This is a genomic window from Zobellia uliginosa (genome assembly GCF_900156625.1).
GTDB lineage: Bacteria > Bacteroidota > Bacteroidia > Flavobacteriales > Flavobacteriaceae > Zobellia > Zobellia uliginosa.
On record NZ_FTOB01000003.1, the window covers coordinates 181,050 to 194,804 of the forward strand.

Consider the following 13,755-nt stretch of genomic DNA (forward strand, 5'->3'; position numbering starts at 1 on the left):
CGGTTAATAACACCATGATAACTTCAAAGAGCTATGCCTGCATAGCTCTTTTTTTTTGTCCTATTTTTGTAAGACTAACACAAACAGATGATTATGTCTTACAAACTTCATTTTAGCTTTTTGCTGCTCTTCTCGTTTTTTACGGCAGTGTCTCAGGTGACCACTTCGAATATGTCAGGTTCGGTAGTCGATGATCAAAATCAACCCTTACTGGGGGCCAATGTTGTAGCGGTGCATACCCCTACAGGCACCAAATACGGGGCAATTACCAATGAGGACGGCCTTTTTAAAATTTTGAACCTTAGGGTGGGTGGGCCCTATACGGTAACCGTTTCATACATAGGTTTTAAAGAACAGACCTTAAACGATATATTTTTAAGTCTAGGGAAAACCTTTACTTTAGATGTCAGCCTAATGACCGAAAGTCAAGCTTTGGACGAGGTTGTAGTCATCTCAGACCGCGGAGGTACCTTCGGAAGCGACCGTACCGGTTCGGAAACCAGTGTCGGTAGAAGGGAACTTACCAAATTACCCACCATTTCAAGGTCGGCAGAAGATTTTACACGATTGGAGCCCAGTGCATCGGGTACTCCGGGTACGGGAGGCTTGTCTTTTGGAGGTCGTAACGACCAGTACAACAACTTTTCCTTAGATGGGTCTTTTTTCGGAAACCCTTTTGGTCTTGATGCGCCCGGACCAGGTGGGCAAACCAGTTCACAGCCTATTTCCTTGGATGCCATCGATCAAATTCAAGTGTCTTTGGCTCCTTACGACGTTACCCAATCAGGTTTTACCGGGGCTACCGTCAATGCGGTGACCAAGAGTGGAACCAATGAGTTTCACGGCTCTGTTTACGGTTTCTTTAGAAACGAGAGTCTAACGGGAAGCAAAATCAGGGGGGAAGAAGTGGTGAAGCCCGACCTAAAACAAAACCAATATGGTGTAAGTATCGGCGGGCCCGTTATAAAGAACAAACTCTTTTTCTTTGCCAACTTTGAGCGCGATCAACGCGATGATTTAGGGACTAACGGTTGGGTACCCAATACGGGTTCGGGGGCCATTAACGAATCTAGGGTGCTTGAAAGTGATTTGATATCCGTACAATCTGCACTTGCAGGATTGGGGTATGATACCGGTAGATATGAAGGTTTTACTTATGGAGCCGAATCTACAAAGGGGATATTGAAATTAGATTGGAACATAAGCGAGGATCATCGCTTGGCGGTGATTTACAACTTTTTGAATTCTTCCAAAGAGAAACCTGCCCACCCTACTGCCTTAGGTGTTCGCGGACCTAGTGCCCAAGTGTTGCAGTTTGAAAATTCGGGCTATGAAATCAACAACAACCTTCAGTCTTTTCAGTTGGAGCTCAATTCCACTTTTGGGGATAATGCTACAAACAAACTTCAGGTAGGTTATTCGCATTTTGACGATTTTAGAAACCCGTTTTCTGCACCAATTCCTGCGATTACGATTCAAGATGGGGCGGGAAGCAATTATATTATTGCAGGACATGAACCCTTTTCTATAAACAATACGTTAGATCAAAAGGTATTTCAGCTTACGAACAACTTCAACTACTTTGTGGGAAACCATACCTTGACCGCAGGGGTTTCGTTCGAGAAATTTCAATTTGACAACTCATTTAACCTTGGGGCTTACGGATATGATGAAAACGGTGACTTTGTTCAAGAAGTAGGGGCTTTTGCATCCTACCCTAGTTTAGCTGCCTTTCAAACCGATATAACCGACGGTACCTTGGCTGCGGCTTTGGCCAATGCGCAGAATATCTTTACGAATAGCAATGCCGCAGGTGTTGGTAATGCGGGTGGTTGGGCCTTGGCCGAAACCAATGTGGGGCAATTGTCTTTTTATGTACAGGATGATTGGAGTATTACACCAGATTTTAAACTGACCTATGGTGTGCGTTTTGATAAGCCCTTGTATTTTGATACGGATGACAAGATCCAAGAGAATATTGCAAGGAAGCCTTTTACCTTTGATCCTACGATTTCATATTTTAATCCACAAACCGATCAAGAAACTTTATTGGACTCGGAGACATTGCCGAACAATGATTTCCTGATTTCTCCAAGAGTAGGTTTTAACTGGGATGTCAATGGAAGTCAAACCACCCAGATTCGAGGGGGTAGTGGGGTTTTTACCGGTCGTTTCCCATTCGTTTGGTTAGGAAACCAAGTTCAGGGATTGGATTCGTTTTTTTACCAGATTGTTGATCCTGATTTCAAATGGCCACAAGTATGGCGTACCAATATAGGTGCGGACCATAGGTTTGATAGTGGCCTAATTTTGACGGCTGATATTTCGTACACCAAAGACCTTAACGGAGCCCATGTTCAGAACTGGGGATTGCGAAACCCTTCCGCAACCTTAGACGCACCTGGCGATAACAGACCGGTTTATGCGGCTGCCGACAAAGGAAACAATGCCTATGTGTTCACCAATTCCGATAAAGGCAGAATCTGGAATGCCTCATTAAAGGCCCAGAAAACATGGGATAACGGACTTTTTGCGAGTGTTGCCTATAACTATCTGAACGCGCAAGATGTGAATTCCATAGAGGCTGAAATTACAGGCGATGCCTTTGATTTCAACCCTAACCTAGGCGATGCCAACCAAGATGTATTGTCTTATTCGAAGTACGGTGATACCCATAGGGTTATCGGTGCTGCGGCGAAGCAGTTTAATTATGGCGGCAATAACAAGTGGTCTACTACTATTTCTACTTTCTTTGAATATGCCCAAGGAGGTAGGTTCAATTATACCTATGCGGGTAACATCAATAATGATAGTTCGTTTCAGAACAATGACTTGATCTACATTCCAACGGCTGCCGAAGTACAACAAATGCAATTTTCCGGTGCCGGGCAAGCTGAGGCTTTTGAGCGTTTTATTCAACAAGATGATTACATGAGCGATAATAGAGGGCAGTATTTTGATCGTTATGCCGCCCTTGCTCCATGGCGAGGAAAGTGGGATGTGAAATTCTTGCAAGACTACCGTTTCAACGTATCTGAAGATAAAGTGCATACCATTCAGTTCAGTATAGATATCTTAAACTTCGGTAATTTGTTGAACAGTGATTGGGGTGTAATTCAGCAACCGAACAGTCTCAACCCGCTATCCGTATCGGTAGATGCCAACAACGTGCCTACATATACGTTCAATGAACAACTTACCGAGTCCTTTGGGTATGACTCAAGTTTGTTCTCTAGATGGCAGATGCAATTCGGTTTGCGTTATATTTTCTAAATAAGCTTAAGATTTATAAGATTTAGGCCGTACGTTTCGTACGGCCTTTTTATTTTTGCAGCATGAAATACATGAGGCTTACCAAGCAGCAATTAGAAGAGCTGCATCAAGAGTTTATCAACTTTTTGGCAACACAATCGATTACTGCCGATGAATGGCGAGATATTAAAACGAACCGACCCCAAGTGGCCGAGGATGAAATTGATGTCTTTAGCGATTTGGTCTGGGAAGGCGTGTTGACCAAAGTGGAGTATTTGGAGAATATTTCCGAAAAACAGATGCATCTTTTTCATTTGACGGAAAAGGAAATGAAACTACTGTCGGTCAAGGTCATGAACCCTGAAATCGATTTGACCACTAGTATCGGTTTTTCTTGGTTCAAGAAAAACTGGCAGTCCGATTTTGTGGAATACCTGACCGCATCAAAGGCCTATTCCGAAGATAGGAACTTAGATAAGTTCAAGCTGATACAGCAAGGGGCCGTTATTACCAAGGGGGAACTTTACCAATGGTTCGATAACATTATTGCCTCCTAGGTGAATGAACCAATTATTGAAGGAAGACAATTTTAAAGGAAAGGGCATTGCTATTATCCGCATAAAAGGACACTCCTCTTTCTAAAATTTTATATTTGCACCACAACTACATCCAATGGCACAAAAACCGAGCATACCTAAGGGAACAAGGGATTTTACCCCTTCCGAAGTCATCAAACGGAATTATATTTTTGACATCGTAAAAAAACATTTTCAGACCTTTGGTTTTCAGCCTATTGAAACGCCTTCTTTTGAAAATTCAGATACCCTTATGGGGAAATACGGCGATGAAGGGGATCGATTGATTTTCAAGATCCTGAATTCAGGGGATTATCTTAGTAAGGTCGATGATGTTACCTTTAGTTCTAAAAATTCAGGTACATTAACGCCCAAGATTTCTGAAAAAGCCCTTCGATACGACCTTACCGTACCTTTTGCCCGTTATGTAGTCATGCACCAGAATGAAATTGATTTTCCTTTTAAGCGGTACCAAATTCAGCCGGTCTGGCGTGCCGATAGGCCCCAAAAAGGCCGTTTTCGAGAGTTTTACCAATGCGATGCCGATGTGGTCGGGTCTGATTCCCTATTGCAGGAAATAGAACTGGTACAGCTGTACGATGCCGTTTTTACCGAATTGAAGTTAGAGGGGGTCAATATCAAATTGAACAATAGAAAAATTCTTTCGGGTATCGCCGAGGTAATCGGGGCTCAGCATCTTTTGATCGACTTTACCGTGGCTTTGGATAAGCTTGATAAAATAGGCGAAGAAGGCGTGAAGAAGGAAATGGCGGAAAGGGGACTCACTCCCGAGGCCATAGCCAAGGTAGAGCCACTTTTCTCGCTTTCAGGAAGTAACCTCGATCAACTTCAGGCCTTAAAAGAACTCTTGAAAGATTCGGATACCGGAAGCAAAGGGGTGGAAGAACTTACCTTTATTGTCCGAACTATTGAGGAAATGGGCTTGCAGTCGGCCCAACTTTCCATTGATGTAACCTTGGCACGCGGACTAAATTATTATACAGGCGCTATTTTTGAAGTGGGCGCCCCACAGGGTGTTCGTATGGGGTCTATTGGTGGCGGTGGCCGCTACGACGACCTTACCGGTATTTTTGGTTTAAAGAATGTGAGCGGCGTGGGTATTTCCTTTGGACTCGACCGTATTTATTTGGTTTTGGAGGAATTGGGACTTTTCCCCGAGAGCATCGACCGGTCGTTGCAGGTTCTTTGCTTGAATTTTGGGGACAAGGAAGCCCTGGCCGCATTAAAACTGGTATCCGCCCTACGAAAAAAAGGAGTGAAGGCCGATGTGTATCCATCCAAGGCAAAAATCCAGAAACAATTTAAATACGCCAATAACCGCAACGTACCCTATGTGATATTGATAGGTGAAAAAGAGCTGGAGGAAAATTCTTTTGTGGTCAAGCGTATGGAAAGCGGTGATCAGCAAACCTATGCCCTTGATGCCGTAGGTGATTTTATAGCGGCCCTATAAGCGCTTCTTGATTTCCTTGATAACGGTTTTGTAGTATTCAATGCCGTGGGGAACGTATTTGCCCAAGTTGGCAAGTCCCCAGGTTTCCTGTGAAAATTGGATCAAGGAAATCAGCTTGAGGTCTTCTACTTCGCTCTCTTGCTTCTTAAGATGGTGGAGGGGTTCTTTGAGTTCGCATAAAAACGTATGGTGAAACTCATGATCCATGAGCTCATCGGAAGGTTTTTGCATGGATTTAAATACACCTATTTTTTCGAGTGCTTCCGGTTGTACGGTAAGTCCGATTTCTTCTTGAATTTCCCGAATTGCCGAAACCTCAATAGCTTCACCTGCTCCTATATGGCCCGCGACGGAGACATCCCATAGCAAGGGGTGTATGTCCTTGGTTCTGGCCCGTTGTTGCAGGAGAAGGCGTCCGTTGGCGGTGTAGAGCCAAATATGAACGGTGGGGTGAAACCATCCTTTGCGATGGGCCTCCGATTTCATAGCCGTTTTGCCCGTAGGCTTTCCTTCGGAATCAAGAATATCTATTAATTCGTCCATAACCAAAAAAATAAACCCTCCTTGAAAAGGAGGGCTGTAGTTTGTTTAATCGAAATAGCTGAAAGTTTCCCCGTCTTTAATATTCAATAGGGTTTCGTAAATCAACCTAATTACGTTTTCGACATCGTCTTTGTGAACCATTTCTACCGTGGTGTGCATATAACGCAATGGCAAAGAGATCAAGGCCGAGGCTACGCCGCCGTTACTGTAGGCAAAAGCATCGGTATCGGTTCCGGTAGCCCTAGAGGCGGCCATACGTTGAAAAGGAATTTTGTTGGCTTCCGCGGTTTCCAAGATGCGTTCGCGCAATTTGTTCTGTACGGCAGGGGCGTAAGAAATAACGGGACCTGCGCCGATTTCGGTATGACCTTGGGTCTTTTTGTCGATCATCGGGGTAGTGGTGTCGTGGCAGACATCCGTAATGATAGCTACGTTCGGTTTTATGGTCTGCGTAATCATTTCTGCACCACGAAGGCCTATTTCTTCCTGAACGGCATTGGTAATGTAAAGGCCGAAAGGTAGTTTTTTCTTGTTCTCGTGAAGTAGGCGGGCCACTTCGGCGACCATAAAACCACCGGCACGGTTGTCGATGGCGCGGCAGACGAATTTGTCGCCATTAAGTATTTGGAATTCGTCAGGGTAGGTAATGACGCATCCTACATGAACGCCCATTTTTTCTACTTCCTCTTTGTCCTTGGCCCCTATGTCGATAAAGATATTATCTAGTTTCGGAGGGGTCTCCTTTCCTTTGTCGCGTGTGTGAATGGCAGGCCATCCGAAGACACCTTTGACCATTCCGTTCTTAGTGTGGATGTTTACCCATTTTGATGGGGCTATCTGATGGTCGCTTCCACCGTTTCTGATAACATAGAGCAAACCATTGTCGGTAATGTAGTTTACATACCAAGAGATTTCATCGGAATGCCCTTCGATGACCACCTTGAATTTAGCATCAGGATTGATGACGCCGACCGCCGTACCGTAAGTGTCGGTAATAAATGTGTCGACATAGGGTTTTAGGTAATCCATCCATAATTTTTGACCTTCCCATTCGTAGCCTGTAGGGGCCGCGTTATTCAGGTATTTTTCAAAAAAATCGAGTGATTTTTTGGTAAGTATTTTCTTTGTAGCCATTAAGTTTATATTTAAATACGAATTTACTAATATTCACTTTTAATTAATAATAAGCGGTCTTAATTATCGTTAATTTTGTAGGGCTTTTGTTTATAGCGTGCCATGAAAAATACGATTCTAACTTTATTTTTGATTAACCTCGTTTTTTTGGGGCATACCCAAGTGGAAGAACAGCCGTTAGACTCGGTTGCCGAAAAGATGATTATACTGGAAGGTGATTCTATTTTTCGGAATTCCATCGATCTTGATGAAGTATATCTGTTCGGGAAACTAAAATTCTCTTCTTATCAAGATAAACTGCGGTATTATATATTGCGGAGAAAAACCATAAAAGTATACCCGTACGCCAAATTGGCCGCCGAACGTTTGGTTGAACTTAACGATAGTATCACCAAAATCAAAAAAAGGAGACATCAGAAGCGGTACACCAAAGAAGTCCAGAAGTTTATTGAAGAGGAGTTTTCTGAAGAACTAAAAAAGCTCACCCGTACCGAAGGTCAAATCTTGGTCAAATTGATATACCGCCAAACCGGGGAAACGGCATTCGACTTGGTCAAGGAGCTGAGAAGCGGTTGGCGCGCATTTTGGTACAATACTACCGCTAGTATGTTCAGTATAAGCCTAAAGGAAAGGTTTCAACCCGATAAGGTACATGAAGATTATTTGATAGAAGATATCCTGCAGCGTGCCTTTTCCGATTTTAGGCTTGAACGGCAAGAATCGGTACTGGATTATGACTATGCTCAGCTGAGCAACAAATGGGGAAATGTGGGCAACAAGCATTAGGTGCTCATTTCTTCGTTTTCTTCCCGAAAAGCGATTCCATAATAAGTTTGAGGCTGTAAAAAGCCATGGCTATTGCGGCAATTGCAAAAATAAATCCTAATATAAGAACAGGCCAGTACAAAGGGTGTCCTTGGTTTTTAAATGCTTGGTATATAACACCGGGGGCCAGAAACATCAAAGCAATGGTGTAGGCGATGTGTTTAATGCCCTTTACTAGTAATTCTTTGTCCGTTCTCTTTTGAGACATGTTTAAGGGGGCTTCTTTAGGTTTTGTAAATTATTTTATTCAATAGTTATGGTATTGGTAAAGGTCTGGCATACGGCAAAGTAGCCCAGTGCAAAATTATCTTGGTCGACAATTGAGGCAAGGTCGTCCAGTTCTGAAAGGTCTTCAATTCCCGTGACGTTCACAATATTGCCGCGAACCGTGGCCGAAGGTGTTTGAAAAGGGCCTTGGTCACCGCCCGATTGAACGATCAATTGGTTCATATAATTGTAGAAGGACTGATCCACCCCCATAATGCTGACCTCTATATTCATACCTTCGGTTGCATTGTCATCATAAAAATAAGAGAATTCAAAGGTACGGCCAGGGTAAAAAGTGTCTTCCGTGACCAGATATTCGTTGAAATCAAAGTCGAATAGATAAAAATCGGTACGATCGGGCTGGTCTTTAAAAGCTACGATAATTTCGGTCTCGTCCCCTGAAAAAAGTGTGGCATCACCCTGTACCAGCTTGTCGATAGGTACTGTAGGGACGTAGGTGGTGCGCGCTGCATACTGTTGGCCTTGGTATTCCATATAAAGAATAAGTTCGCCCGAGGTCATAAAATCAACAGTGGTATCACCTTGGTAAATGCCACTGCCATTATACGTATTAAAAAGATTTATGGTTTCTCGGGTCTCTACATTGGTAAGGCTGATCAGGTCGAGTTCTATGGGCTCTATAGATTCAAAAAAATTGCTGGAGGCACTTACCCGTACTTCGGCCGTATAGGAGGTAGAGGCTTCTGTAGTATTGATACGCATTAGGGCGTCGACACTCAATCGGGCTTTGTCGGTGGGAAGATCTACTTCGATCACATCTTCACAGGCCGTGAAAAAAGGAAGCATACAAAGTATAAAAATCAGTTTTTTCATGGACTAAAATTTGAAATTATAGGTTACGGCAGGCACTACACCAAAGATAGAGGTACGTACGGCTTCATTGACGCCGGTATCTTGATTACGGCTAAAGCTTATGGAGGCTGCATTTCTTCGGTTGTACACGTTGTAAATGCTAAACACCCATTCGCCTTGCCATTTTCTGTTCTTGTTTTTTCGTGGGGTAAGGGTAGCGGAAACGTCCATACGGTTGTAAGAGGGTAATCTTTCTTCGTTCCTTGGTCCATAGTAAGGTATGGTCAGCCCTTGAAAGCTAAATTGGCCGATGGGGTAGTTGGTAGGTTGCCCCGTTTGAAATACAAAATTGGTGTTGAAGTTCCATTTATCATTCAGGTCATAACTGGCATAGACCGATATGTCGTGGGTTTTGTCATACGGGGTATTGTACCAGGCCCCGGAATTGATGCCCGATTCGGTAAAGGAAGTGCCGTCAGGCAACTGAACCGTCCTTCCAGGGGTTCTTTGTTCCGATTTCGATAGGGTATAGGCGAGCCAACCCTGAAACCTGCCTTCGTTCTTTCGGAGTAAAAACTCCAAACCATAGGCCCTTGCTTCCCCGTTAAGAATAACTTGCTCAATGGCATCGTTGGCAATTAAATTGGCCCCGTCGATATAATCGATTCGATTTTGTATATCCTTATAAAACAGTTCCGTTTCTACGGAATAATCACCTTCCTTTAAATTTTTAAAATAGCCTATGGCATATTGATCCAAAAGCTGGGGTTTTATAAATGGTCCGCTAGGGGTCCATACATCCAAGGGAGTAGGGGAGCTGGTATTTGAAAGAAGGTGTAGGTATTGGGCGAGGCGGGTGTAGCTTGCCTTGAAAGAACTGTTGTTGTTAAGGGTGTAAGCTAGTGAAATACGGGGTTCGAGGTTGTTGAAGGTAGCCAGGCTGCCACTTTTTTCAACACTGTAACTATCGATGGGCCGAGCTTCTTGGTACACGTTTAAAACCGGGTCGAAGTTGACCGGATTATCATTAAAGTATACGTTGACTTCATCTTGGCCCAAACGGACAAAATTACTGAACCGTAGGCCGTAGTTTAGGCTTAGGTTTTTGGTAAGGTCATGCTCAATATCGATATAGGCGGCAAACTCGTTGGCGTATTTTTGGGTAAGCTGTTCTTCTACAATACCCGAATCGGCATTACTAGGCTGTATTTTTCCGGGGTTAAATCGGTAATAAATATTGTTGATTCCGTAATTGACTTGAAATTTGTCGTTGACATAATGTTTCAAATCGTATTTAATATTAAAATTTTCTATACCTGAATTCCAATCGAACCCGACAAAATCGAGCTTTAGGCCGTAATAATAGTTAGAATAGATCAATGAAAGGTTAGAGAATAGTTTATCGGAAAACAAGTGGTTCCATCTGAAATTCCCCACGGCGTTTCCATAAGTATTTACAAAGCTATCGCTAATGCCGAACACATCGCGACCAAAATAACCCGAAAGGAAAATGCTGTTGTTGTCGTTGACGTTATAACTCAGTTTGGTGTTCAGGTCGTAGAAGTAGGCTGAATTGTCTACGTCAAAAAGTGGGAGGAAAAGGTGGGCGTAAGAAGCCCGGCCTCCTATGAGAAAGGCGGCCTTGTCCTTTGCGATAGGGCCTTCTACCAATAAGCGACTTGCCACGGCGCCTATACCTCCGTTGACTTTTATCTTTTTACTGTTGCCTTCTTTTTGGAAAATGTCAAGCACGGAAGAAAGCCTTCCTCCGTAGCGCGCGGGTATTCCCCCTTTGTAAAGCTTGATGTCTTTTATGGCATCGGGATTAAAGACGGAGAAGAACCCGAATAAATGCGATGAGTTAAAGATGGTGGCCTCGTCCAACAAAATTAAATTCTGGTCAACGGCGCCGCCACGGACATTAAAACCTGAGGCTCCTTCGCCGGCATTGGTGACACCCGGAAGCAATAGAATCGATTTAATGACATCGGCTTCGCCCAAGATAACGGGAATCTTTTTTATGGTACCTACCGATAATGAGTTTACGCTCATCTGGGGTTTGCGAATATCCATTTTTTCAACATCTTCGGTAACGATTACCTCTTGCAGTTGTTCGGCGCTTTCCTTTAAGGAAAAGTTCATTTTGCGGTCACTGTCGAGGGTAATGGTCTCCACTATATCCTGAAAGCCTAGATAGCTTACTTGTAACTTGTATTTACCTTCGGGCAATGTAATGGAATAAAAACCATATTCATTGGTGGTGACACCGGTCCGGAGCTCGGGAAAAACTACGGTAACCCCGATGAGGGTTTCGTTACTGGAAGCTTCCGAAATGGTTCCGCTTAAGGTGTATCGTTGTTGGGCGAAGGTTGAAAAGGAAAATAGTAATAAAACCGAGAAAACCACTTTGTTGAATGGGAGCATTTAAAGCACAATTTTTGATAAATGTAACCAGAAAAATAGCTGTAAGGAAAATGTTAACAGTATTTTAAAAAGAAAAGGCCCCTATTAACGTAGGGGCCTTTGTCAGATGCTATGCTATTGAAATTACACCGTTTCCAATATAGCATTAAAAGTTTTACTAGGCCTCATGGCTTCTTCTACAAGAATGTCATCAGGCTTGTAATAGCCCCCGATGTTTTGAGGACTTCCCTGTGCCTGCATCAACTCATCAATAATCTTGGATTCTTCCGCTTGGATGCTTTCGAACACTTTTTTGAAAGTTGCTTGCAATTCTGGGTCTTCCGATTGATTGGCCAAGGCTTCGGCCCAGTACATGGCTAAAAAGAAGTGGCTTCCCCTTGTATCGATTTCCTTGACCTTTCTTGAAGGCGATTTATCGTTAACCAAGAATTTTTCGGTGGCGCTATCTAGGGCATCACCTAAAATTCGGGCTTTTTTATTTTTGTTCTTTTCCCCGTAAAACTCTAGGGAAACTCCTAGTGCAAGGAATTCCCCGAGCGAATCCCATCGTAAATGGCCTTCTTCCAAAAATTGCTCTACGTGTTTTGGGGCAGATCCACCGGCACCGGTCTCAAAAAGTCCGCCACCGTTCATAAGTGGTACTATAGAAAGCATTTTGGCGCTGGTACCTACTTCCAATATAGGGAAAAGGTCGGTTAAGTAATCCCTAAGTACGTTTCCGGAAACGGAAATGGTATCCTTGCCTTCCTTCATGCGTGCCAAGGTAAACTCGGTAGCTTTTTTAGGTGAAAGAATGCGAATATCCAAACCGGTAGTATCGTGGTCGGGAAGGTAGGCTTTTACTTTTTTGATCAATTCTACATCATGGGCACGATTTTCATCTAACCAGAAAACGGCAGGGTCGTTAGTGGCTCGGGCCCTTGATACCGCCAACTTGATCCAATCTTGGATAGGGGCATCTTTCACTTGGCACATACGCCAGATGTCACCCTCTTCTACGGTGTGCTGTTCTAGAACTTCACCTGAATGGAGGTCTACAACATTCACCACACCTGAGGCGCCAATTTCAAAAGTTTTGTCGTGAGACCCGTATTCTTCGGCTTTTTGTGCCATTAGACCTACATTGGGCACAGTACCCATGGTAGTGGGGTCAAAAGCTCCGTGTTTCTTGCAAAAATCTATGGTTGCAGCGTATATTTCCGCATAGCTACTGTCAGGTATAACCGCTTTGGTGTCTTGCAGCTTGCCTTCGGCATTCCACATTTTCCCTGAATTACGGATCATGGCCGGCATAGAGGCATCGATGATAATATCGCTGGGAACGTGAAGGTTGGTAATGCCTTTATCGGAATTTACCATAGCTAGGTCGGGACCCTCGGTTATGGTTTTTTCTATATCTTTTTCAATGGCTTCCCTTTGGTCTTCAGGTAATTCATTAAGCTTAACGAACAAGTTTTCGAGTCCGTCATTGGCACTAACACCTAACGATTTAAAGGTGTCTTCGTATTTTTTGAACACATCGGCAAAGAAAACCTCTACGGCATGGCCAAAAATGACAGGGTCGGAGACTTTCATCATAGTGGCCTTCATGTGGAGCGAAAACAAAACACCTTTATCTTTGGCATCTTGGATTTGCTCTTTAAGGAAGGTAACCAAGGCTTTTTTGCTCATTATGGTAGCATCGATGATCTCACCTTCTAAAAGGCTTAGTTTATCTTTAAGGACAACCGTACCGCCATCGTTCTTTACCAATTCGATTCGTATATCGGTGGCTTTTGGAAGGGTCAATGATTTTTCATTGGCCTTAAAGTCCCCGTGTTCCATTGTGGCCACATGGGTTTTTGAATCAGGACTCCAAGCTCCCATGGAGTGGGGGTTCTGCTTGGCGTAGTTTTTCACGGCTCTTGGGGCCCTACGATCAGAGTTTCCTTCTCGGAGTACGGGGTTTACCGCACTACCTTTGATTTTGTCGTATCTCGACTTTATGTCTTTTTCAGTGTCGTTTGAAGGCTCGTCCGGATAATTTGGCAAGGCGTATCCTTTGTCTTGAAGTTCTTTGATAGCCTCGTTCAATTGAGGAACGGAAGCACTAATGTTAGGAAGTTTGATAATGTTCGCTTCCGGGCTTTTTGCTAGGGCTCCCAACTCTTCCAAGTCGTTCGCTATTCGTTGTTCTTCCTTTAAGAAATCGGGAAATGCCGCTATAATTCTTCCGGCCAAAGAAATATCTTTGGTCTCTATGCCAATATCGGCGGTTTTGGTAAAAGCTTTTACAATTGGAAGAAAAGATAGTGTAGCCAAAGCTGGCGCTTCGTCAGTTTTTGTGTAAAATATTTTGGACATGTAAGGAAAGGTTTAATTTAAAGCGGAGCAAATATACGATTTTATGTATTCTTGCGAGCAAAAGATAGGCGCTTGTTGTGGTCTGTACCTCTCTTAATTGTATTT

10 protein-coding genes are annotated in these 13,755 nt (G+C 43.5%); 4 read left to right on the plus strand and 6 right to left on the minus strand.

Annotation, left to right across the window (positions count from 1 at the left end):
- The first annotated feature begins 93 nt into the window (after positions 1-93).
- The 3 genes from BW980_RS09315 to hisS all read left to right on the plus strand — a co-directional run bounded on the left by BW980_RS09315 (position 94) and on the right by hisS (position 5,301).
- On the plus strand, positions 94-3,273 hold the full coding sequence (locus tag BW980_RS09315) for a TonB-dependent receptor (RefSeq protein WP_076454968.1): 3,180 nt from the start codon (positions 94-96) through the stop codon (positions 3,271-3,273).
- Positions 3,274-3,335: 62 nt separating this feature from the next.
- Positions 3,336-3,809 carry a DUF6495 family protein gene (locus BW980_RS09320; protein WP_076454969.1) on the plus strand — a complete coding sequence of 158 codons (474 nt, stop codon included), beginning with the start codon at positions 3,336-3,338 and terminating at the stop codon, positions 3,807-3,809.
- A 115-nt stretch (positions 3,810-3,924) separates the two neighbouring features.
- On the plus strand, positions 3,925-5,301 hold the full coding sequence (gene hisS / locus BW980_RS09325; RefSeq protein ID WP_076454970.1) for a histidine--tRNA ligase: 1,377 nt from the start codon (positions 3,925-3,927) through the stop codon (positions 5,299-5,301).
- Here the strand turns inward: hisS and BW980_RS09330 are convergent.
- Positions 5,296-5,844, minus strand: a complete 549-nt coding sequence (locus BW980_RS09330) for an NUDIX hydrolase (RefSeq protein ID WP_076454971.1) — start codon at positions 5,842-5,844, stop codon at positions 5,296-5,298. The two genes, hisS and BW980_RS09330, sit on opposite strands and share 6 nt — an antisense overlap.
- Positions 5,845-5,889: 45 nt before the next feature.
- The gene (locus BW980_RS09335; RefSeq protein ID WP_076454972.1) at positions 5,890-6,978 is read right to left on the minus strand and encodes a M42 family metallopeptidase; all 1,089 of its coding nucleotides are present in this window, start codon (positions 6,976-6,978) and stop codon (positions 5,890-5,892) included.
- A gap of 102 nt (positions 6,979-7,080) precedes the next feature.
- Between BW980_RS09335 and BW980_RS09340 the strand changes: the two genes are divergently transcribed.
- The gene (locus BW980_RS09340) at positions 7,081-7,764 is read left to right on the plus strand and encodes a DUF4294 domain-containing protein (protein WP_076454973.1); all 684 of its coding nucleotides are present in this window, start codon (positions 7,081-7,083) and stop codon (positions 7,762-7,764) included.
- A gap of 4 nt (positions 7,765-7,768) precedes the next feature.
- Here the strand turns inward: BW980_RS09340 and BW980_RS22810 are convergent, their stop codons facing one another.
- From BW980_RS22810 to BW980_RS09360, 4 genes are all read right to left on the minus strand, one after another.
- The gene (locus BW980_RS22810) at positions 7,769-8,011 is read right to left on the minus strand and encodes a DUF6095 family protein (protein WP_076454974.1); all 243 of its coding nucleotides are present in this window, start codon (positions 8,009-8,011) and stop codon (positions 7,769-7,771) included.
- A gap of 35 nt (positions 8,012-8,046) precedes the next feature.
- Entirely contained in the window at positions 8,047-8,904 is an 858-nt protein-coding gene (locus BW980_RS09350) for a DUF4249 domain-containing protein (protein ID WP_076454975.1), read from the minus strand.
- A gap of 3 nt (positions 8,905-8,907) precedes the next feature.
- The gene (locus BW980_RS09355; RefSeq protein ID WP_076454976.1) at positions 8,908-11,307 is read right to left on the minus strand and encodes a TonB-dependent receptor; all 2,400 of its coding nucleotides are present in this window, start codon (positions 11,305-11,307) and stop codon (positions 8,908-8,910) included.
- Between the two features lie 123 nt (positions 11,308-11,430).
- Positions 11,431-13,650, minus strand: coding sequence for an NADP-dependent isocitrate dehydrogenase (locus BW980_RS09360; RefSeq protein WP_076454977.1), 2,220 nt, complete (start codon positions 13,648-13,650; stop codon positions 11,431-11,433).
- Between the last annotated feature and the right edge of the window lie 105 nt (positions 13,651-13,755).